This is a genomic window from Rathayibacter sp. AY1H3 (genome assembly GCF_002932015.1).
This window is the reverse complement of sequence record NZ_PSUU01000017.1, coordinates 1-20667: the sequence shown is the minus strand read 5'-3', so window position 1 is coordinate 20667 and position 20667 is coordinate 1. Positions and strand designations below refer to the sequence as shown.

Here is a 20667-nt window from a genome sequence, read left to right as displayed (position 1 = left end):
CGCGTGCCCGAGGGTGACACCGTCTACCGATCCGCCCACAACCTCGCCGAGGCGCTGGACGGCGAGGTCCTGACCCGATGCGACGTCCGCGTGCCGAAGTACGCGACGGTCGACCTCACCGGCGAGACGATCGACGAGGTCGTCCCCCGCGGCAAGCACCTGCTGATGCGGGTCGGCGACGCGCTGATCCACTCCCACCTCAAGATGGAGGGGAGCTGGCACCTCTACGCCCGCGGCGAGGGCGAGCGGCCGAAGTGGCACCGGCCGGCGTTCCAGGCCCGGATCGTCCTCGAGACCGAGGACTGGCAGGCGGTCGGCTTCGAGCTCGGGCTCCTCGAGATCGTCCCGCGCTCGGCCGAGGAGGACGTGGTCGGCTATCTCGGCCCCGATCTGCTCGGCGCCGACTGGGACGCGCACGAGGCGCTGCGACGCCTGTCCGCCGATCCGGAGCGGCCGATCGGGCTCGCGCTGCTCGACCAGCGGATCATGGCCGGACTCGGCAACGTCTACCGCGCCGAGCTGTGCTTCCTGCGCGGCGTGCTGCCCACGCGCCCGGTCGGCGGGAGCGGCGACCTCGTGCGCACCATCGCGCTCGCGAAGCGGCTCATCACCGTGAACCGCGAGCGGATCGAGCGCACGACGACCGGCAACCTGCGCCCGGGCCAGCAGCTCTGGGTCTACGGCCGCGACCGCAAGCCGTGTCGGCGCTGCGGAACTCCGATCGAGCGCGGTGAGCTCGGCGACGACGAGCTGCAGCTGCGGGTCACCTACTGGTGCCCGCACTGCCAGAGCTGAGGGGCTACTCCTCGACCGCGGAGCGGCGCCCGGGGACGTGCTTCTCGTGGACGCCGACGTCCGTCAGGCGCTCGATGCGGTCGACGTGGCGGCCGGGCTCGCCGCCGTCCGCGACGATCCAGCTGCCGACGAGGAGGAACCCGTCGCGGCCGCCGGCCGTCAGCGGGCCCGTGATCGTGAACGACCCGAGCGCCGGAGTCGAGAACGCCACGCGCACCGTATCCCCGTGCTCGAGTCCCTCGGCCGAGCGCTCCCCGCCGACCTCGTCAGCGTCCGGAGCCAGGGCGATGCTCTGGATCTCGGTCCCCGTGCCGAGGAAGACGTCCGCGACGACGAGCTCGCCGCCGACGGCCTGCCGGACGACCCCCTCGATCCCGTAGAGGCCGTAGCGCGGGGAGCGGACGAGGACGCGCACCGAGTCGCCGATCGCGACCTCGGCGAGAGCACCCCGGATCGAGGCGACGTCCCTCCGCGCGGGAGGAGCGGACAGGGCGTCGAGGATCGGGCTGGGCATCCGATCAGGGTAGCCGCTCCGGGAGCGCACCCGCCCGGCGGATCGGCGGCGGATCCCGGGCGGCCGGGGCGCCAGGTCGCATCGGCCGCCGTCGCCGCGCGCGACCGGCGGAGCGCCGGCCGGAAGGCTCCGGCACCGCGAGACCCCGGCACTGCGGAGACACCGGCACCGCCGGGAGACGCCGGTACTGCGGCAGGCACAGGCACCGCCGGGAACGACGAAGGCCCCGCCTGAGCGGGGCCTTCGGACGATGCGGAGTCGGTGGGATTTGAACCCACGGAACCCAATAAAGGGTTCTCCACCTTAGCAGGGTGGTGCACTCGACCGGACTATGCGACGACTCCTGAGCGCCCACTGGCGGACGCACGACGACCATCATAACCGCACGCGCGAGGGCCTCGCGACACGGGCGCCCGCCCCTCCGCGGGAAGGCGGGAAGCCGCCTACTGGTCCGACAGGGGCCGGCCGATCGTGCAGGTCTCCTGCTGCGCCGTCTGCCCGGAGACGTCGCTCGGGAGGGTGACCGGCCCGTCGGGTGCGCTCGTCGCGGGGGCGTCGGTCGCGGGGGCGTCGGTGGCCGGCGACTCCGTGGCCGCCGGAGCATTGGTCGCCCCGGGCTCCTCCCCCGTCGACTGCGAGCCGCCGCCGGTGGTGCCGCTCAGCGCGATCGGCTGGTCGGCGAGGAGCGCCGCGTTCAGCGCCGCCGCCGCGTCCTCGCTGGGGTACACGCCGTTGCCGTCGATGAAGGTCGGGTACTGCACGAAGACCACGTTCGCGAGGTCGACGTCCTTCACCGCGAGGCCGATCGACACGAGGGTGTTCACGTTCTCGAGCGAGGTGGAGAGCTGCATGTTCGAGACGGCCGCCTTCGCGAGGCCGTAGAGGTTCACCGGGTTCGAGAGCGTCGACGCGCTCTTCACCTTGCGCACCAGCGATGAGAGGTACACCTGCTGGCTCGAGATGCGGGTGAGGTCGCTGCCGTCGCCGACGCCGTGCCGGGTGCGGAGGAACGCCAGCGCCTCGGCGCCGACGAGCGTGTGCGTGCCCGCGTCGAGGTTCAGCCCCGTGTACTCGTCCTGGATCGGGGTGGCGACGCAGACGTCCACTCCGCCGACCGCGTTCGACATCTCGATGACGCCCTCGAACTGGATGAGCGCCGCGTAGGGGATCTCGAGCCCGGTCAGCTGCTCGACCGTCTGCACGGTGCACGCCAGCCCGCCGGCCTCGAGCGAGGTGTTGATCTTCGCCGAGTCCACCGCGTCCGAGACGGCGCCGGTGGCCGGGTCGGTGCAGGAGGGGATCGGGACGTAGAGGTCGCGGGGGAAGCTGACGACCTCCACGGTCGAGTGGTCGGCCGAGATGTGCATGAGCATCGTGACGTCGTTGAGGTTCTCGGCACGCTCGCCGTAGGCCCCGGCGGCCGATCCGTCGGCGCTGTCGCTGCCGGCGAGCAGGATGTTGACGCCGCCCTCGATCGCCCCGATCTCGGGCACGTCGCCTCCGCCCGAGTCGATCCCTAGGTCGACGGACGGACGCGCGCTCCCGGCGATCAGCGAGGCGGCGATCGCCACGATGCAGACCGCGCTGAGCACGCCGACGCCCACGCAGGCTGCGAGGATCCGCGCGGCGAAGCGCACGCCGCTCGGGCGGCGCAGGCGGCCGTGCCGTGCTGCTGTGGTCCGGGTGGACGCGCGTTCGCTCATCGGGTCGTACTCTCTCTCGGCTGCGGGACGCGTGTCGTCCCGGAGTCAGCGCGCGAGGTGGAGAGCACCCGTGGTGCCGCCCGCCCTCGGCTCAGCCGAAGAAGCCGACCGAGCAGGTCTGCTGGTCGGCGCTCTGGCCGGTGACCGATTCTGGCAGGGCAACCTTGGATCCGTCCTCGGGAGTCGCTGCAGGAGTGCCGGGTGCAGGAGTGCCCGGTGCCGCCTCGGCCGTCGCCAGCGGATCCGCGGTCGCCGGGCCCGACGGAGCGGCGGTGTCGGCCGGGGCCGCCGCCTCGCCCTCCACGGTCGCGCCGGCGCCCGTGCCGCCGGTGATGGCGATCGGCTGATCGGTCTGCAGGGCGCTCGCCAGGACGTCGCCCGCGGCGCGGTCCGGCTCCACTCCGCTCGGAGTCGCCCCGGTCGGGTACTGCGCGAAGACGACGTCCGCGAGGTCGACGTCCTTCAGCGCGAGTCCCATCTGGACCATCGTGTTCACGTTGTCGAGACCGGTCGAGAGCGTCATGTTGCCGAGCGCCGCCTTCGCGAGACCGTAGAGCGCGACCGGGTTGAGGAGGGTGTCCGCGCTCTTGATCCGGCGCACGAGCGCCGAGAGGAAGACCTGCTGGTTGCTGATGCGGGTCAGGTCGCTGCCGTCGCCGATGCCGTGGCGGCTGCGGAGGAACTGCAGCGCCGCCATGCCCTCGAGCGAGTGCACGCCCGGCTCGAGGTAGGTGTTCGTGTAGGGGTCCGCGATCTCGGTCGCGACGCAGACGTCGACTCCGCCGACCGCGTTCGACATCTCGATCACGCCGTTGAACTGCACGACCGCGCCGTAGTCGACCCGGACGCCCATGAGGTCCTCGACGACCCCCGCCACGCAGCCGAGGCTGACGTCGCTGCCCATCGCCTCGTTGATCTTGGTGTCGTACCGGGCGGGGATCGTCTCACCCGTGGCGGCGTTCACGCACTCCGGGATGTCGACGTACATGTCGCGGGGGAAGCTCACGACCGTCGCGTTGCTGTGGTCGTCCGAGACGTGCATCAGCATGTTGACGTCGTTGAGGACGCTCGTCTCCTCGTCGGGGTCGCCGTAGGCGTCGCCCTGGCCCTTCCGCGAGTCGCTGCCGACGACGAGGACGTTGAAGCCGCCCTCCAGTGCGCCGATCTCCGGGGCGCCTCCTGCCTCGACGCTGGAGCCGGCCGCGCCCGGGTGCAGGTCGACCGAGGGCTGCACGGACTGGACGATCAGCGTCGCCGCGATCGCGACCACCGACACCGAGGCGACCACACCGACACCGCCCACGAGGGCGGCTCCCTTCACCAGGGTCCGCGCGAGGGTGTGCCGCTTCTGGCGGCCGTGCCGCACGAAGGGGCGCGGCGTGCGCGGAGTGTCGCGAGTCTGTGTCGAAGGGCCCGTGCGGCGCATCCGTCTCCCGGTGTCGAGGCGTCAGTGGTGCGGAGGTGAGGGCCGGGCGTCGGTCCCGGGCGTCGCGCAATCCTATACAGAGGGCTGGCGCGTTCCGAAGGAGAGCGGGCAGGCCTCCGTCGTCGCGCGCCAGGACGGGCGTCGGACGGCGCCGGCGGGAAGCGACGCGAAGAACGGGACTCCGCGGCGGACGGCGTGGCGGAGGGCGTGGGATTCGAACCCACGAGACGTTTCCGCCCACCAGTTTTCAAGACTGGCTCCATCGGCCGCTCGGACAGCCCTCCCGGCCGCTCCCGCAGGAGCGACACCCGATAGTAACCGCCGAGCGCGCGGGACCGTGGTCAGCGCAGCGCCGAGAGCGCGACCGCCACGCCGTCCTGGTGGACCGAGGGGATCACGGCGGAGGCCACGGCCCGCACCTCGTCGGGCGCCTGCCCCATCGCGAGCCCTGCGCCCTCGGCGGCGGCCCAGGTGAGCATCTCGATGTCGTTGCGGCCGTCGCCCAGCGCGACCACGTCGCTCCGCTCGATGCCCAGCTCCTCGCGGACGACCTCGAGCGCGGTGGACTTGTTGACGCCGTGCGGGGCGATGTCGAGCCAGGCGGTCCAGCCGATCGCGTAGCTGACCTGGTGCAGGCCCATCTCCTCGACCAGGGAGGTGAACTCCTCGATCCCGGTCTCGGGCGAGATCACGACGACGCGGGTGCACAGCCGGCCGAGCAGCTCCTCGAAGGGGACGTGGGTCGTCTCGGCACCCATCACGGCACCGCCCGGGAACGCCTCGGTGTAGAAGAAGGCGCCGTCCGCGTCCTCGACGGCGTAGTGCGCGTCGGGGAGGGAGCGGCGGATGGTCTCGAGGACCTCCGTCGGGTCGAAGGTCTCGACCGTCTCGGGGACGTACGCACCGGACGCGTCGCGGCGGAGCGTGACCGCTCCGTTGCAGCAGATCACGTACTCGGGCGAGATCCCGAGGCGCTCGACGACCGGCAGGGTGGAGGAGGGCGAGCGCCCGGTGGCGAGCATCACCTCGTCGCCCTGGGCGGCCACGCGGGTGATCGCGTCCGTCACCGCGCGGGTGATGGTGCCGTCCTCGTGCATGACGGTGCCGTCGATGTCGAGGGCGACGAGGCGGCGGCCGGAGGCGCGGGCCGCGCTCATGCGACGGGCTCGAGCACCTCGAGGCCGCCGAGGTGGGGCCGCAGCGCCTCGGGGACGAGCACCGAGCCGTCCGCCCGCTGGTGGGTCTCGAGGAGGGCGACGATCCAGCGGGTGGTCGCGAGCGTGCCGTTGAGGGTTGCGACCGGAGCCGTCCTCCCCGACTCGGTGCGGTAGCGGGTGTCGAGGCGGCGGGCCTGGAACGTGGTGCAGTTCGAGGTCGAGGTCAGCTCGCGGTAGGTCTCCTGCGTGGGGACCCACGCCTCCACGTCGAACTTGCGCGCCGCGCTCTGGCCGAGGTCGCCGGCCGCCGTGTCGATGACGCGGTAGTGCAGGCCGAGGCTCTGCAGGACGTCCTCCTGGTACGAGAGGAGGCGCGCGTGCTCCGCCTCGGCGTCCTCGGGGAGGGTGTAGACGAACATCTCGAGCTTGCTGAACTGGTGCACGCGGATGATGCCGCGGGTGTCCCGTCCGCCCGAGCCCGCCTCGCGGCGGTAGCAGGTGCTCCAGCCCGCGTAGCGCTTCGCGCCGCCGGAGAGGTCGAGGATCTCGTCGGCGTGGTAGCCGGCGAGGGCGACCTCGCTGGTGCCGGTGAGGTAGAGGTCGTCGTCGCGGAGGCGGTACACCTCGTCGTCGTGCTCGCCGAGGAAGCCGGTGCCGTCCATGATCTCGGGGCGCACGAGGGTCGGCGTGATCAGCGGGGTGAAGCCGGCGGCGAGCGCCTTCTCGAGGCCCAGGTTCATCAGCGCGATCTCGAGGCGGGCGACCAGGCCCTTGAGGAAGTAGAAGCGCGCGCCGCTGACCTTCGCGCCGCGCTGCATGTCGATGCCGTCCAGCAGCTCGCCGAGCTCGAGGTGGTCGCGCGGGGCGAAGTCGAAGACGGGGCGCTCGCCGACCGTCCTGACGAGCTCGAACGACTCCTCGCCGCCCGCGGGGACGCCCTCGATGATCGGGTTGGCGATGCGCTTCACCAGCACGGTGAAGGCGTCGTCGGCCTCGGACGCCTCCTGCTGTGCCTGCTTGGCGGCGGCGGCGAGGCGCTGGGCCTCGGCGACGAGGGCCGCCTTCTCGTCCTTCGGAGCCTTGGCGACGGTCTTGCCGAAGGCGTTCTGCTCGGCTCGGAGCCGCTCCGCCTCGGTGATCGCCGCACGGCGCACGCGGTCGGCCTCGAGCGCCTCGTCGACCAGCTCGACGGAGTCGCCGCGCGCCTCCTGCGAGCGCTTCAGGACGTCCGGGTTCTCGCGCAGAAGTACGGGATCAATCACCCCAGCAGTGTAGAGGAGGGCCGGGACGGGCCGCCGCCCGCGCGTACCCCCGGGGCCGGCTGAGCATCGGCCGCGAGGAGGCATCCGATCGCGCGGGCGGCTGCGAATGTGAGTCGTCCCCCGAGAACGTCCCCCCGCGTTCGACACCCCTGCTCCCCTGAAGGCTCTTCCATGCACGCCACCCCCCTCATCGACGCGACCCCCGGCGTCGTCCTCGAGCGCGACGGCTCCGTCGCCCGGATGACCCTCAACCGCCCCGACGCCCTCAACGCGATCGATCTCGGCACCGCGCGACTGCTGCTGAGCACCGTCGCCGATCTCGACGCCGACGCCGGCTGCTCCGTCATCGTGATCGCCGCGGCCGGCCGCGCGTTCTGCACGGGCGGCGACATCTCGGCGATCATGGGGTCCGAGCACCCGGACCACTACCTGCGCGACGTCGCGACCACGACCGCCCAGGTCATCCGCCTGCTCGAGGACAGCCGCGCCGTCGTCGTCTGCGCGATCGACGGCATGGTCGCCGGCGCCGGCATCGCCTTCGCTCTGGCCGCCGACATCGTGATAGCGACTCCCGCCGCCCTCTTCCTCAGCGCGTACGGCGACGTCGGGCTCGTCCCGGACGTCGGAGTCACCGCCGCGCTCCCCCGCGTCGTCGGCCGCCGCCGCGCGCTGGACTTCGTGCTGTCCGGCCGCCCGGTCCGCGCGGCCGAGGCGCTGGAGTGGCAGCTCGTGACCGAGGTCGTGCCGCGCGCCGACCTCGCCGGCCGCGTCGACGAGCGCCTGCGCGCCCTGGCGGCGAAGCCGGCGCACGTCGCGTCCGCCGCCCGCCGCCTCCTGCGCACCGACCCGCTCGACCGCGCCGAGCGCATCGTCGAGGAGACGGACACCCTGGTCGAGTTCCTGGCGGTCCCCGCCACGCGCACGCTCTTGGACGCCGAGCACGAGCGCCAGGCCCGCCGCGCCGCCCGGGCGACCGCCTCGCTCTGACCCGGCGCGAGCGTCCTCGACGACGCTCCGGCTCCGGGCCGGGCGGACGTCCGCCCGACGGCCCGCGGATCGGCCGGGCGTTCTCCTCCGATCTCGGCTACGGTGGTCCCCGCGAAGGGGAGTAGTTCCCACCGTCCGCCGAGCGGACGACGAGGCGCGTCGACATGCTGGTCCGGGACGATCCGGGCCCGGCGCTCCACCCCGGCTCCGGCCGGGGCGAACGAGACCTTCGGTCAGTCGACGCACGTCCTGACCGGTCCTCTCGCGCGGGTCGGCGGACCTGAGCCAGGAGATCGCATGGCGACCACCGCCCCCACCCCCAGTCCCGCACAGGTGCGCCGCTGGCGCCGCTACCTCGCCGACGAGCTCGCCGAGGCCTCCGTGTACCGCGACCTCGCCGGCCGCCGCTCCGGCGAGGAGCGGGAGATCCTGCTCGCGCTCGCCGTGGCCGAGGGCCGCCACGAGGAGCACTGGCGCGAGCTGCTCGGCTCCGCGGCGGAGCCCGCGCCCCGCCCGGACCTCCGCACGCGCTTCCTCGGCTTCCTCACCCGCCGTTTCGGCTCCGTGTTCGTCCTCGCCCTGATCCAGCGCGCCGAGGCCCGCTCCCCCTACGCCGACGACGACGACGCCACCGAGGCGATGGCCGCCGACGAGCGGATCCACGGCGAGGTCGTCCGCGGGCTCGCCGAGCGCGGTCGCAACCGCCTCTCCGGGACGTTCCGCGCGGCGGTCTTCGGAGCGAACGACGGCCTGGTCTCGAACCTCGCCCTCGTGCTCGGAGTGGGGGCGAGCGGAGTCGGGACGGGCGTCGTCCTGTTCACGGGCATCGCGGGCCTGCTCGCCGGCGCCCTCTCGATGGGCGCGGGCGAGTTCGTCTCGGTGCGCTCGCAGCGCGAGCTGCTCTCGGCCTCCAGCCCGGACCTCGACGCGAACCGCATCGTCCCCGACCTGGACGTCGACGCGAACGAGCTCGCCCTGGTCTACCGTGCTCGCGGAATGACCCAGGAGCAGGCCGACGCGCGTGCCGCCTCCGTCTTCACGGGCCTGCGCGGCGGCGCCGTCACCTCGCCGATCACGCTGGGCGGCCCCGCAGGAGACCCCGACGTCGACGAGCACGAGTCGATCGGCACGGGCATGGGCGCGGCGCTGTCGAGCTTCTGCTTCTTCGCCTCGGGCGCGATCATCCCGGTGCTGCCCTACCTGCTCGGCCTGACGGGCCTCGCCGCGGTGGTCGTCGCCTGCGTGCTCGTGGGCATCGCCCTGCTCGCCACCGGCGCGGTCGTCGGGCTGCTCTCGGGCGCCCCGCCGCTGGCCCGGGCGCTGCGCCAGCTCGGGATCGGCTACGGCGCGGCCCTGGTGACCTACCTCCTCGGCCTGCTCTTCGGCGCGTCCGGAGTCTGAGCCTCGGCCTCGAGGAGCTGCGCGGACTCGCGCGGCTCCTCGGCGCGGGGCCGCACGACGACGCCGCGCCACCGCAGCGCGGCCACTCCGACCGCCAGCAGCAGCGACGCCGGCAGACAGCCCAGCAGGGGGATGCAGGAGTAGTAGAGGAGCTGCCGCCGGATCCACGCGGGCGAGGGCACGTCGGAGTCGCCGTAGTAGGGCGGAGGCGGCGAGGAGTAGCCGGTGTAGAGGAGCGCGAGGCCGATCAGGGTCCCCGCGAGGCCGGCGAGCAGGAGCACGAGGAGCCACGGGTTCCTCAGCAGGGGCACCTCGCGCACGGGCTCAGCGGGAGCTGCGGGAGCGGGGTCGGCGGCCGGCTCCGGGAGGGGTGCGGGCGCGGTCTCGGCGCCGAGGCGGTGCGACCGCCGGCCCTCGGCGGCTCCGGCGATGTCGGGCAGTGCCATGATGCGGCGCGGTCCCGGCGCGGACGAGGAGCCGGGGCGGACCACGCGCGACTCCGGGGGCGCGGGACGAGCGGCGGCTCCGGACGTGGCGGCGGGAGCGCCGGGGGCGGCACCCGTGCCGGGCCTGGCGAACGCCCGCTCGTCGCCTCTCAGACGCTCCACCGGTCCCGAGAACCCGCGCTGGAAGGCCGGGTCGTAGCGCGGGTCGACCCGTTCGTCGTCGTCAGTCATCGTCGCGACCCGTCATCGTCGTCCCCGGTCATCGTCGACCTCCGGCTCGTGGGAGAGGATCCCGCGCAGCCAGTCGCGGGCCTCGAGGAACACCTCGTCGTCGTAGCGTCGCACGGAGGTGACCGGGCGGCGGTCAGCGCGCGGATACGAGCCGAGGAAGATCACCTTCGGGCTGAAGCGCCGCAGCCCCATCAGCGCGTCGGCGACCCGCTCGTCCTGGACGTGCCCGTCGAGGTCGATGACGAACCGGTACCGGCCGAGGGCATCGCCGATCGGCCGCGACTGGATCATGCTCAGGTTCACCCCGCGGGTCGCGAACTGCTCGAGCATGTCGAGCAGGGCGCCCGGCTGATCGGCCGGGAGCTCGGCGATCACGCTGGTCTTGTCGGCGCCGGTCGGCTCGGGCAGCGCGTGCGAGCGCGAGACGTGCACGAAGCGCGTGACGGCGTTCGGGTTGTCGCCGATCCGCTCCGCCAGCACCACGACGTCGTGGTGGGCGACGATCCCGGGAGGGGCGATGGCCGCGTCCGCGGGCGATCCGCCCAGCAGGTCGACGGTGGCCTGGACGTTGCTGGAGGCGGGCAGGTGCTCGTGGCTGGGGATCTCGCGGTCGAGCCACACCCGGCACTGTCCGTAGGCCACGGGGTGCGCGGCGACGGTGCGCACCTCCTCGAGGCTCATCCCCGGGCGGCCGACCAGGATGAACGACACCGGCACCAGGTACTCGCCGACGATGCGCAGCCCCGGGATCCGCGCCAGCGCGTCCTGCGCGGCCGTCACTCCGCCCTCGACCGAGTTCTCGATCGCGATCACCGCGCCGTCGCTGCGTCCGGTGACCAGATCGCTCAGCGCCTCCCCCACGTTCGCGACGCTGCGCCACAGCTGTCCGCGCGCCTCCGGGACCTGCGCGAGGGCCGCCTCCGTGAACGTGCCGCTGGGCCCGAGATAGCTGTAGGCACGGGTCTCGGGGGCGCTGTCGGGCATGGCGCAAGCCTAGCCAGCCGCGGTACCCCTGGAGGGGGCCGGACTGCCACTATGGACCGCATGACCGATCGCGCAGGGAAGCCGGCACAGGCCTCCGATCTCATCGACGTCGAGGCCCTCGTGAGGGCGTACTACGAGAAGAAGCCGGACGTCTCCGACCCGGCTCAGAAGGTGGTGTTCGGCACCTCGGGCCACCGCGGATCCTCGTTCGACACGGCCTTCAACGAGGACCACATCGCCGCCGTCACCCAGGCGATCGTCGAGTACCGGACGGAGCAGGGCATCACCGGCCCGCTGTTCATCGGCGCCGACACGCACGGGCTCTCCCGCCCGGCCCTCACCACCGCCCTCGAGGTCCTGGTGGGCAACCAGGTCCGCGTGCTCGTGGACGAGTTCGACGACTTCGTGCCGACCCCGGCGCTCAGCCACGCGATCCTCCGCTACAACAACGACCCCGCGCACACCGACCGGGCCGACGGCATCGTGGTCACCCCCTCGCACAACCCGCCCCGCGACGGCGGCTTCAAGTACAACCCGCCGCACGGCGGCCCCGCCGACTCCGACGCGACGACCTGGATCGCCGACCGGGCCAACGAGCTCATCGCCGACGGCAACCGCAGCGTGACATCGGCCGAGCCCTCCGCGGTCGAGACCTACGACTACCGCACGCACTACGTCGCGGACCTGGCGAACATCATCGACCTCGACGCGATCCGCAAGGCCGGCGTGCGGATCGGGGCCGACCCCCTCGGCGGCGCCTCCGTGCACTACTGGCAGCTGATCGCCGAGATGCACGGCCTCGACCTGACCGTGGTGAACGGGGAGGTCGACCCGGCCTGGGGCTTCATGACCCTCGACTGGGACGGCAAGATCCGGATGGACCCGTCCTCCCCCAGCGCGATGGCCTCGGTGGTCGCGCGCGCCGGCGACTTCGACATCCTCACCGGCAACGACGCCGACGCGGACCGGCACGGCATCGTCACCCCCGACGGCGGGCTGATGAACCCCAACCACTACCTGGCCGTCGCGATCGACTACCTCTACCGCCACCGCACCGGCTGGCGCGAGGACGCGGCGATCGGCAAGACGCTGGTCTCCTCCTCGATCATCGACCGGGTCGCGGAGTCGCTGGGCCGGCGCCTCTGGGAGGTCCCGGTGGGCTTCAAGTGGTTCGTCCCCGGGCTGGTCGACGGCTCGGTCGGCTTCGGCGGCGAGGAGTCCGCGGGCGCCTCGTTCCTCCGCTTCGACGGCACCGTCTGGACCACCGACAAGGACGGCATCCTCCTCGCGCTGCTCGCCTCCGAGATCGTGGCGGTCACCGGGAAGAGCCCGTCGGCGCTCTACCGCGAGCTGACCGAGCGCTTCGGCGACCCGGTCTACGAGCGCGTGGACGCGGTGGCGACGAAGGCGCAGAAGGCGGCCCTCGGCAAGCTGGATGGCGACGCGATCGCGGCGACGACCCTCGCCGGGTCCGAGATCACCGCGAAGCTCTCGAAGGCGCCCGGCAACGGCGCGGCCGTCGGAGGCGTCAAGGTCGTCACCGAGGACGCCTGGTTCGCCGCGCGCCCCTCCGGCACCGAGGACGTCTACAAGATCTACGCCGAGAGCTTCCGCGGCCTCGACCACCTGCACGAGGTCCAGGCCGAGGCGCGCACGATCGTGGACGCGGCGCTGAACTCCTAAGCGCTGCGCTCAGTCGCCCGAGAAGGCTCGTTCCCGACCAGGAGAACGAGCCTTCTCGGGAGACTGAGCGGCGGTGAAGCGGGGGCGGGCTACCAGCGCGGGTGGACGGTGGGGCGGAAGTGGGTGTCGTAGAGGGCGTTCACGGCCTCCATGAAGGCGGGGCCGAGGGGCGCGGCGGAGGCGGCGGCCGCGTTGGCGCGGGCCTGCTCGGGCGAGCGGGCGCCGGGGATCACCGAGGTGACGCCCTCCTGCTGGATGATCCAGGCGAGCGCGGCCGCCGCGGGGGCGAGGCCGTGGTCGTCGGCGAGGCGGGCGAACTCCTGCGCGGCCTCCACGCCGGTCGCGAAGTCGACGCCCGAGAAGGTCTCGCCGACGTCGAAGGCGGAGCCGTCGCGGTTGTAGCTGCGGTGGTCCTCCGGCGCGAACACGGTCTCGGTCGTGTAGCGGCCGCTGAGCAGGCCCGAGGCGAGCGGGACGCGCGCGAGGATGCCGACGCCGGCCTCGCGGGCGGCGGGCAGCACCTCGTCGAGCGGCTTGAGGCGGAACGCGTTCAGGATGATCTGGACGCTCGCGACGTTCGGTCGGGCGATGGCGGTCAGCGCCTCCTCCGTGCGCTCGACCGAGACGCCGTAGGCGGCGATCGCGCCCTCGGCGACGAGGGTGTCGAGGGCGTCGTAGACGGCGTCGTCGGAGTAGACGGAGGTGGGCGGGCAGTGCAGCTGCACCAGATCGAGGGTGTCGACGCCGAGGTTGGCGCGCGAGCGGTCGGTCCAGGCGCGGAAGTTGTCGAGCACGTAGTTGGCGGGGATCTGCTCCGCGCGACGGCCCATCTTGGTGGCGACGAAGACCTGCGCGTCGGGGTGCGCCGCGCGGTAGGCGCCGATCGTCCGCTCGCTGCGGCCGTCGCCGTAGACGTCGGCGGTGTCGAAGAGGGTCACCCCCGACTCCACCGCTGCGTCGAGCACGGCGAGGGCGTCGGTCTCGGCGACGTCCCCCCAGTCGGCACCGAGCTGCCAGGTTCCGAGGCCGACGACGGAGACGGGGGCGCCGGTGCGTCCGAGGATTCGAGTTTCCATGCCTCCACCGTAGGTGCGGCCGAGCCCGCGGCGGACCCCCTTGCGCGTGCTCTAACGTCGAGGGCATGCCCCTCCTCGTGCTCGGAAGCGCCAACCTCGACCACGTCCACCGGGTCGCCCGCATCCCCGCCCCCGGAGAGACGGTGCTCGCCCTCGACGCGAGCACCTTCCCGGGCGGCAAGGGCCTCAACCAGGCCGTCGCGGCCGCACGGACCGAGCCCGGCACCGTCTTCGTCACGAGCCTCGGACGCGACTCGGCGGGAGACCGGCTCGTCGCGGTCCTCGGCGAGGAGCCGCTGGAGCTGCGCGCCCGCCGCGGCGACGTCCGCACCGGCACCGCGCAGATCACCGTGGACGAGCGCGGGGAGAACGCGATCGTCGTCGACTCCGGAGCGAACGCCGCCCTGGTCGGATTGACCGGAGAGGAGTCGGCCCTGGTGGCGGCGGCCGACGCCCTGCTCCTCCAGCTCGAGATCCCGACAGCGACGGTGACGGAGGCGGCCCGCGCCGCGCGCGCCGGCGGCACGGTGTCGATCCTGAACGCCGCCCCGATCGGCCCGCTGCCGGAGGAGCTCCTCGCGGTGCTCGACGTGCTGATCGTCAACGAGCACGAGGCCCGCGAGCTCGCCGCCGATCGCGGCATCACCGCCGCCGACGACGACGCGCTCGCCGCTGCCCTCACCGCGCTGGTGCCGCTCGTGCTGGTCACCCTCGGCTCCGACGGCGTCGTCGTGGCGGTCCGCGACCGCGAGCCGGAGCGCACCCCGGCCTTCCGGGTGGAGGCCGTGGACACCACCGGCGCCGGCGACACCTTCTGCGGCGCCTTCTCGGCCCGGCTCGCCGCCACGGGAGCACGGCTCGACGATCCGGAGCAGCTGGTCGCCCTCACCCGCTGGGCGAGCGCGGCCGCGGCGATCTCGGTCACCCGCGCCGGAGCGGCGGTGTCCGCGCCGACGGCGGCCGAGACGGACGCGTTCCTCGCCGAGCGCGCCTGAGCGGGAAGCTCTTCGGGGAGGCTCGCCTGAGCGGGAAGCTCCTCAGGGAGGACGGAGCGGACACCGACCTCGGGCGCCCTGCAGCACCGTCGCTCCGGTCGGCACGCTGCACTCCGGAGAAGCACGAGAGCGCTCGGCCCGGCTCCGCTCCTCACGGCGGGGCGTCCCGCCCTGCGGACAGCCGCGCCCGCTCCCCGATCCGGCTAGTCGATCGCGGCGACCCGGACGGTCACCCGCGGCCGCAGCTCCGGATGCACCCGGACGCACCACTCGCGCACCGCGGCTCCGATCGCGCGCGCCACGTCCGGCGCGGACGCCTCCGCGGTCACGCAGAGGTCGACGGCCACGGACACCTCGTCCCCCGCGACGCGGACCAGAACCGGATCGGCGAACGTGCCGCCGCTCGCGGTGCCCAGCGGCTCGACCACGATCCCGGTCGCGCTCAGCGCCGTCGCCGCGTGCGCGAGCACGTCGCGCACCTCGGGCCTGGCCGGCATCAGGGTCGCGACGCCGTCCAGGGCGCGCAGCTCCGCAGCGAGCGCGGACATCGGATCGACCGGGGCCGCCGACTCGAGGCCGCTCACGACTCCTCCGTCCCGGGGACGTAGACGTCCTCCACGCGGACGTCGATCCTCGACACCCGCAGCTCGGTCTGGGTCAGCAGCCGCGAGTGCACGCGCTCGCGCACCTGCTGGGCCGCCTCGGCGATCGGCACCCCCCAGAAGACCGAGATCGTCAGCTCCACCACGACCTCCGCGCCCGGCTCGGCGATGTCGCCGACCAGGCGGCAGCGGCCGACCAGCACGCCGGCGACGCTGTCCCCCGCCTCGCGCACGAGTCCGCGGACCGCTCCCTCGGTGATCGTGAGCGCCACGTCGGGCTGGACGCTCGCCAGCGGGATGTCGCGTCCGGCCCGCGACTCGCGGCGGACCTGGGTGAGGATCGAGCCGAACCAGCTCTCCTCCGGCGCGGGCAGGCGTGCGGCGTCGTCGTCGATGAGCGCGCCGGAGAGGGCGCGCACGCGCTCGAGGGCGCGCAGAGTGCGCCGGTGCTCCGGCGACTCCTCGATGGCGGGATCGTACGGCGTGCGCCCGCGGTCGAGGTAGTCGCTCAGCTCGTCGATGCCGATGCCGTCGCCCTCCTGCTCCGTCGCGTCCGCCTCCTGCTCGAGCGCGGGCGGCAGCACGACGTCGTGCTCCCCCGCGCGCTCCGGCCCGTCGCCGGGACCCTGGTCCGCGTTCATCGCGTCTGCTCCCTCATCGCCAGTCCTCCATCGCCACGACCAGCGACTCGCGCGCGCGGGCGAGCTTGCCCCGCACGGCGGTCACCGTGAGACCGAGGTGATCGGCGATCTCGTTGTACGACTCCCCGCCGACCTCGCGCAGCACCCAGCACTGACGCTGCGACTCCGGCAGCTCGGACAGGGCGTGCGCGAGAGCCCGCATGGCGTCGCTCTGCTCGGCGGCCTCGAACGGGCCGGGCTCTCGGGCCGGGGGATGCTCCACGGCGTCGACGTCGTCGGTCGGGCGGCGCTGGCGCAGCAGGTCGACGCTGGAGCGGCTGACGATCCGCATCATCCAGCTGCGCACGCTCGCCGGCTCCTTGAGCTGCGGGAGCTGCGCCCAGACCGTGATCAGCGCGTTCTGCACGGCGTCGGAGGCGTCGGCCTGCGAGCCGGTGAGGCGCCAGGCGTAGGCGCGGAGGATCGACTGGTGCCGCTTGACGAGCACCTCGAAGGCGCGCACGTCGCCCTCGGCGGAGCGCTCGGCGAGCAGCGCGTCGCTCGCCGCTTCCAGTCCGGGCACGGCGCCTCCTCCCTCTCCGCTTACGCGGCCTCGGGCCGCCTCTCAGGTGACGCTCAGGAAAAAGTCCGCCGAGCACCGTGACGAACGCTGTGCGGGCTCCGTCTCACTCATGAAAGCACAGCCCGACCGGATTCCCGCCGGGCCTTCGACCCCGGTCTGCTCAGCAACGGCAGCCGATGAGACGTCCAGGAGACCTCATGAGCGACACCACGCGCACCCCCTCCACCACCCGCGTCGACAAGACCTCCGTCGACACGGTCACGAGCCTCGGCGGCTCGCGGACCTCCGGCACCGCCCAGGGCATCACGGTCATCGACGACAGCGTCGTGGCCAAGGTCGCCGGCATCGCGGCCCGCCAGGTGCCCGGCGTCTTCGCCCTCGGAAACAACGCCGCCCGTGCCTTCGGCGCGATCCGCCAGGCCGTCGGCGGTGCCGACCACGCCCAGGGCGTGAGCGTCGAGGTCGGCGAGACCCAGGTCGCGGCCGACGTGACCATCGTCGTCGAGTACCCCGTGCCGATGCAGAAGGTCGCCGACTCCGTCCGCGCCGCCGTCTCCGAGGCCATCACCGAGCTGGTCGGCATGGCCGTCTCCGAGATCAACGTCGCCGTCGTCGACGTGCACATCCCCGGCGACGACAAGGACGACGAGGCCACCGAGAGCCGCGTCCGATGAGCGACTTCCAGCGCCCCGCGCCCACCGCCCCCGGCGGCCGCAGCACCGTCCTCGGTGTCGTGGTCGGCGCGATCCTCGCCTTCGCGGCCCTGATGTTCGGCTTCTGGGGCTTCGTCCTCACCGCCCTCTTCATGGCCCTCGGCGTCGTGATCGCCCGCATCGCCAACGGCACCCTCGACGTGCGCAGCCTCGTGGACGTGTTCCGCGGCCGCACCACCTCCCGCTAGGAGCCCACCGTGACCGCTCTCGACACGCGTCCCGCATCGCCGGTGGCGGGCACCGTCACCATCACCGTCCGCTCCATCGAACGCGCCGCCGTGGCGATCGTCCACGAGGAGCTGGGCGTGGAGGTCTCCGCGATCCGCGTCCGCCTCTCCGATGACCGGGGCGGCCTCGCCCTCGCGGTGACCGCGCCGGTCGTCGTCGAGCCGGGCACCGCCCCGGCCGGCGGCTCCCTGCTCGAGCGCCTGCACGGCGATCGCACCCGCATCGCCTCCCGCATGGAGGCGCTGACCGGGCGCACCGTCAGCCGGATCGACATCCGGGTCACGGGCACCCGCACCCGAAGCACGAGGAGAGTCGCATGAGCCCCGCACCGTCGGCGCCCGACACCCGCTACAGCCGCTACCTCCGTCGCGAGACCCACAAGTCCCGCTCCGCCGCGCAGATCGTCGTCCTGGTGCTCATCGCCCTGGTCGCGGCCTATGTCGGCACGGAGGCGGTGCTCGCGATCCTCGGCGCCGCGCCCCTGCTCGCCGCACCGTCCGCCCTGCTGGGCGCGATCGTCGGAGTCGCGTCGCTGGCGAACCCCGCCCTCATCGGCGTGGCCGTCGGCGCGGGCGTCCTCGCCCTGGTCCTGCTGGTGCTCGCACTGGCGCCCGGGGCCCGGGCCCGCCACACCGTGGACGACGACCGCCTCGCCGTGGTCGTGGACGACGGCGTGATCGCCTCCTCCCTGGCCCGCGCAGCCCGCACGGCCGCCCACTCCCGCCGCGAGGACACCCGCGCCTCGCTCGGGCGGCGCACCGCACTGGTCGAGGTGACCCCCGCCTCCGGCATCGCGGTCGACCGCGACGCCGTGCAGAGCGCCGTCGACGAGGAGCTCGCCCGCATCGGCGCGAAGCCCGCCCCGCGCTCCACCGTCCGCGTCTCGACCTCCGGGAGGATCTGATGACCACGAGCAACCGCTTCGTCAACCGGCTCGTCCTGCTCGTCGTGGGCCTCGTGCTCGCGCTGGTCAGCGCCGGAGCCGTCCTGATCGCCGTCTCGCAGCCGGTCCGCGACTCCGTCCTCTCCTTCGCCGACGGCGAGGGCGCGGCCCTGGTCTCGCGCCTCTCCCCCGAGGAGGGCACCGCCTGGAGCGATGCCGCCGTCCTCTGGCCGCTCTACGCCGTCGTCGGGATCTGCCTCCTCGGCATCGTCCTCGCGCTGGTGATGGCCTTCGCCCACGGTCACGGCCGCACCGGCACCGTCCTCCGCGACGAGGCCGAGGGTGCGCCCGCCGGAGGGATCGAGATCGCGACCGGCTTCGCGGAGGACGTCCTCGAGACGGCTCTCGCCGGGCGGACGGAGCTCCTCGACGTCACGGTCGCGGCCTACCGCCACGGCTCCGAGACCGCGCTGAAGGTGCGCGTCCTCCCCCGCGGCGGCGTCTCGCCCCGCACCGTGGTCGACGCCGTGCACCAGGAGGTCGACGCGCTCGACGCCCTGCTCGGCGCCCGCCTGCCGGTCCTGCTCGAGGTCGCCTCGAGCGCCCGGGCCGGCTTCTCCAAGGAGGACCGGGTCGCCTGACTCCGGTCCCGCAGCTTCCCCGGCACCCGCCGGCGGATGGTCACACCGAACAGAAGGAGCCCCTCATGGGTGCAGACGACAAGATCCGCAACGCAGCCGAGAACCTGGTCGGCAAGGCCAAGGAGGCCGTCGGCAAGCTGACGGACAACGAGCGCCTCGAGGCCGAGGGCCAGGCCGACCAGACCAAGGCCCACACCAAGAAGGTCGGCGAGGACGTCAAGGACGTCTTCAAGAAGTGATCTGACCGGAACCTCGACGGGGCCGTCACCGCATCAGCGGTGGCGGCCCCGTCGTCGTGCGTGGAGCGGGTGCGTCGAGCGTCAGACGCCCCAGAACATGATCCGGCCGGCGGAGGCCGCGTCGATGCTCTGGTCGTGGTTGTCGGCGGTGTGCGAGGAGTAGAGGATCCTGTCGCCGTCGACGCTGGTCACGACGCCCGTGTGGTCCCAGTCGCCCGAGCCGTCCCAGTCGAACTGGACGATGTCGCCCGGCTTCACCCGGCTCCGCTCGGAGTCGGGGATCGCGGTCGCGCGCTCGGGGTGCGCGGCGAGGTAGGCGTTGAACGCTGTCGACGACGCCCAGGCGGAGCTGTACCCGCCGGAGGAGGAGTAGCTCCATTCGCCGTCCATCTCCCAGCCGCGGGCGATCAGCGACTGCGAGGTGAAGTTGACGCAGTCGTTGCCCGAGATCACGCCGTACTGGGCCGAGTTGTAGTCGTTCCAGTAGGTGGAGAGGTAGTCGAGCTGCGAGGCCAGGCGGCTCGCGTCCAGTGCGGCCTGGGCCTTCGCGGCCTCGATCGCCGGGTCGGGCGTGTAGGCGAAGGTGATCGCCGAGGCGACGACCTTCGTGCTGGCGAGCACGCCGGTCGCGGCGGGGCTGGGAGTGGCGGTCGCGGTCGGGGCAGCGAGGTCGGTCGAGGCCTCGGCCGTCGTGCCCTCCGCGGCGCCCGACGTGTCGACGGCCGGCTGCACCGCGTCGGCCGGGGTCCCGTCGACGGTGACCGCCGCGGCGGAGTCGGTGACCGCGTCGAACGTGATGGCCTGACCGTCGGCGTCGAAGAAGGCGACCGGGACCTCGCCCGCTGCCTCTCCGTCGGCCGGAGGGGCGGTGACCGTGATCTGGTCGGGATTGTCGACCGCGACGCTGCCCTCGGCCCCGCCGAAGCGGACGGTGGCGACCGAGTCCAGGTTCGATCCCTCGAGCGTCACGCTCGTGCCGCCGGCGACGGTGCCGGAGGTGGTGGAGACGGAGCTGAGGACGACCCGGGCGGAGGCGGTGGTCGCGGGGAGCACGGCGACGCTGGTCGAGGTCGGAGCAGCGGAGGGCGTCGCGGTGGCCGACTCGGCCGAGGAGCCGGTGCCGACGGTGAGGCTCAGGCTCGACGCGACGGCCACGACGACGAGCCCGCCGGAGACGGCGAGCGCCAGCGTGCGCGGGGACGGGCGGAAGAAGGATGCCCCGCGGCGGGCGGGCGCGGTGCGGAGCCGGTGCCCCTCCGCTTCGCGGCGGTCGCGGCGGGACGAGAACGATCCCTCCGGGGCGGGGTGCACCGGGGCGGGAGCCGAGGGCTGCGCGGGAGCGGCGGCGGGTGCGGCGGGCCGGATGCGGCCCTCGCGCTCGCGGGCCTCGCGGCGGGTCAGCGGAGCGCCGGGGGTCGCCAGCGACGCGACTCCGACGATCGCGCCCAGCAGGGCGGACGGTGCGGCGAGCAGGGGCGCGGCGCCGAGGATCGCGAGC

Annotated in this window: 23 protein-coding genes and 2 tRNA genes; 11 read left to right on the top strand and 14 right to left on the bottom strand. The window is 73.5% G+C overall.

Annotated elements, in window-relative coordinates; translation table 11 throughout:
• Positions 1–3 precede the first annotated feature (3 nt).
• On the top strand, positions 4–795 hold the full coding sequence (locus C5C33_RS08350) for a DNA-formamidopyrimidine glycosylase family protein (protein WP_104247584.1): 792 nt from the start codon (positions 4–6) through the stop codon (positions 793–795).
• A gap of 4 nt (positions 796–799) precedes the next feature.
• On the opposite strand, the gene C5C33_RS08345 is transcribed toward C5C33_RS08350, so the two are convergent.
• The 7 genes from C5C33_RS08345 to serS all read right to left on the bottom strand — a co-directional run bounded on the left by C5C33_RS08345 (position 800) and on the right by serS (position 6857).
• Positions 800–1309: a hypothetical protein gene (locus C5C33_RS08345; RefSeq protein WP_104226774.1), complete on the bottom strand. Its 510-nt coding sequence runs from the start codon at positions 1307–1309 to the stop codon at positions 800–802.
• Positions 1310–1562: 253 nt separating this feature from the next.
• Positions 1563–1653 (bottom strand) — tRNA-Ser (locus C5C33_RS08340).
• Between the two features lie 99 nt (positions 1654–1752).
• Complete coding sequence (locus tag C5C33_RS08335) at positions 1753–3012, bottom strand: LCP family protein (RefSeq protein ID WP_104226775.1); 1260 nt, start codon at positions 3010–3012, stop codon at positions 1753–1755.
• A 91-nt stretch (positions 3013–3103) separates the two neighbouring features.
• A complete protein-coding gene (locus C5C33_RS08330; protein WP_258069207.1) occupies positions 3104–4378 on the bottom strand; it encodes an LCP family protein in 1275 nt (424 codons plus the stop codon).
• A gap of 256 nt (positions 4379–4634) precedes the next feature.
• A tRNA-Ser gene (locus tag C5C33_RS08325) sits at positions 4635–4722 on the bottom strand.
• 57 nt (positions 4723–4779) lie between these two features.
• The gene (locus tag C5C33_RS08320) at positions 4780–5595 is read right to left on the bottom strand and encodes an HAD family hydrolase (RefSeq protein ID WP_104247582.1); all 816 of its coding nucleotides are present in this window, start codon (positions 5593–5595) and stop codon (positions 4780–4782) included.
• Positions 5592–6857, bottom strand: coding sequence for a serine--tRNA ligase (gene serS, locus C5C33_RS08315; protein ID WP_104233941.1), 1266 nt, complete (start codon positions 6855–6857; stop codon positions 5592–5594). The genes C5C33_RS08320 and serS overlap by 4 nt, the downstream gene beginning before the upstream one ends.
• A gap of 171 nt (positions 6858–7028) precedes the next feature.
• Here serS and C5C33_RS08310 point away from each other — a divergent pair, with 171 nt between their 5' ends.
• Together C5C33_RS08310 and C5C33_RS08305 are read left to right on the top strand one after the other, a co-directional pair.
• Positions 7029–7844, top strand: a complete 816-nt coding sequence (locus C5C33_RS08310; protein ID WP_104260901.1) for an enoyl-CoA hydratase/isomerase family protein — start codon at positions 7029–7031, stop codon at positions 7842–7844.
• Positions 7845–8141: 297 nt separating this feature from the next.
• Positions 8142–9245 (top strand): VIT1/CCC1 family protein, encoded by a 1104-nt coding sequence (locus C5C33_RS08305; protein WP_104224963.1) that lies wholly within the window; start codon positions 8142–8144, stop codon positions 9243–9245.
• Here C5C33_RS08305 and C5C33_RS08300 read toward each other — a convergent pair.
• The gene (locus C5C33_RS08300) at positions 9206–9922 is read right to left on the bottom strand and encodes a hypothetical protein (RefSeq protein WP_104260900.1); all 717 of its coding nucleotides are present in this window, start codon (positions 9920–9922) and stop codon (positions 9206–9208) included. The two genes, C5C33_RS08305 and C5C33_RS08300, sit on opposite strands and share 40 nt — an antisense overlap.
• Before the next feature lie 12 nt (positions 9923–9934).
• The gene (gene pheA / locus C5C33_RS08295) at positions 9935–10906 is read right to left on the bottom strand and encodes a prephenate dehydratase (RefSeq protein WP_104260899.1); all 972 of its coding nucleotides are present in this window, start codon (positions 10904–10906) and stop codon (positions 9935–9937) included.
• Positions 10907–10966: 60 nt separating this feature from the next.
• Here pheA and pgm point away from each other — a divergent pair, with 60 nt between their 5' ends.
• Positions 10967–12589 carry a phosphoglucomutase (alpha-D-glucose-1,6-bisphosphate-dependent) gene (gene pgm / locus C5C33_RS08290; protein WP_104260917.1) on the top strand — a complete coding sequence of 541 codons (1623 nt, stop codon included), beginning with the start codon at positions 10967–10969 and terminating at the stop codon, positions 12587–12589.
• Positions 12590–12678: 89 nt separating this feature from the next.
• On the opposite strand, the gene C5C33_RS08285 is transcribed toward pgm, so the two are convergent.
• Complete coding sequence (locus C5C33_RS08285) at positions 12679–13665, bottom strand: aldo/keto reductase (protein ID WP_104260898.1); 987 nt, start codon at positions 13663–13665, stop codon at positions 12679–12681.
• A 65-nt stretch (positions 13666–13730) separates the two neighbouring features.
• Between C5C33_RS08285 and C5C33_RS08280 the strand changes: the two genes are divergently transcribed.
• Complete coding sequence (locus tag C5C33_RS08280; RefSeq protein ID WP_104260897.1) at positions 13731–14660, top strand: ribokinase; 930 nt, start codon at positions 13731–13733, stop codon at positions 14658–14660.
• A gap of 203 nt (positions 14661–14863) precedes the next feature.
• Here C5C33_RS08280 and C5C33_RS08275 read toward each other — a convergent pair whose 3' ends face one another.
• From C5C33_RS08275 to C5C33_RS08265, 3 genes are read right to left on the bottom strand one after another with little or no spacing between them, the layout of a single operon-like run.
• Entirely contained in the window at positions 14864–15244 is a 381-nt protein-coding gene (locus C5C33_RS08275; RefSeq protein ID WP_104226783.1) for a hypothetical protein, read from the bottom strand.
• Positions 15241–15903, bottom strand: a complete 663-nt coding sequence (locus tag C5C33_RS08270; protein WP_104233947.1) for an Asp23/Gls24 family envelope stress response protein — start codon at positions 15901–15903, stop codon at positions 15241–15243. Before C5C33_RS08270 ends, C5C33_RS08275 begins: the two co-directional genes overlap by 4 nt.
• A 13-nt stretch (positions 15904–15916) precedes the next feature.
• Positions 15917–16465, bottom strand: a complete 549-nt coding sequence (locus C5C33_RS08265) for an RNA polymerase sigma factor (protein WP_104224956.1) — start codon at positions 16463–16465, stop codon at positions 15917–15919.
• Positions 16466–16662: 197 nt separating this feature from the next.
• On the opposite strand from C5C33_RS08265, the gene C5C33_RS08260 reads away from it, so the two are divergent.
• From C5C33_RS08260 to C5C33_RS08235, 6 genes are all read left to right on the top strand, one after another.
• The gene (locus C5C33_RS08260; protein ID WP_104260896.1) at positions 16663–17139 is read left to right on the top strand and encodes an Asp23/Gls24 family envelope stress response protein; all 477 of its coding nucleotides are present in this window, start codon (positions 16663–16665) and stop codon (positions 17137–17139) included.
• Positions 17136–17366 (top strand): DUF2273 domain-containing protein, encoded by a 231-nt coding sequence (locus tag C5C33_RS08255; RefSeq protein WP_104260895.1) that lies wholly within the window; start codon positions 17136–17138, stop codon positions 17364–17366. The genes C5C33_RS08260 and C5C33_RS08255 overlap by 4 nt, the downstream gene beginning before the upstream one ends.
• Before the next feature lie 9 nt (positions 17367–17375).
• Complete coding sequence (locus tag C5C33_RS08250) at positions 17376–17726, top strand: hypothetical protein (protein WP_104224953.1); 351 nt, start codon at positions 17376–17378, stop codon at positions 17724–17726.
• On the top strand, positions 17723–18310 hold the full coding sequence (locus tag C5C33_RS08245) for a DUF6286 domain-containing protein (protein WP_104226787.1): 588 nt from the start codon (positions 17723–17725) through the stop codon (positions 18308–18310). Before C5C33_RS08250 ends, C5C33_RS08245 begins: the two co-directional genes overlap by 4 nt.
• Entirely contained in the window at positions 18310–18930 is a 621-nt protein-coding gene (locus tag C5C33_RS08240) for a hypothetical protein (protein WP_104224951.1), read from the top strand. Before C5C33_RS08245 ends, C5C33_RS08240 begins: the two co-directional genes overlap by 1 nt.
• A gap of 65 nt (positions 18931–18995) precedes the next feature.
• Entirely contained in the window at positions 18996–19169 is a 174-nt protein-coding gene (locus C5C33_RS08235; RefSeq protein WP_104226788.1) for a CsbD family protein, read from the top strand.
• An 81-nt stretch (positions 19170–19250) separates the two neighbouring features.
• Here C5C33_RS08235 and C5C33_RS08230 read toward each other — a convergent pair.
• Positions 19251–20667, bottom strand: a 1417-nt coding sequence (locus C5C33_RS08230) for an amidase domain-containing protein (protein WP_104260894.1), incomplete at its 5' end; no start/stop codon positions are given.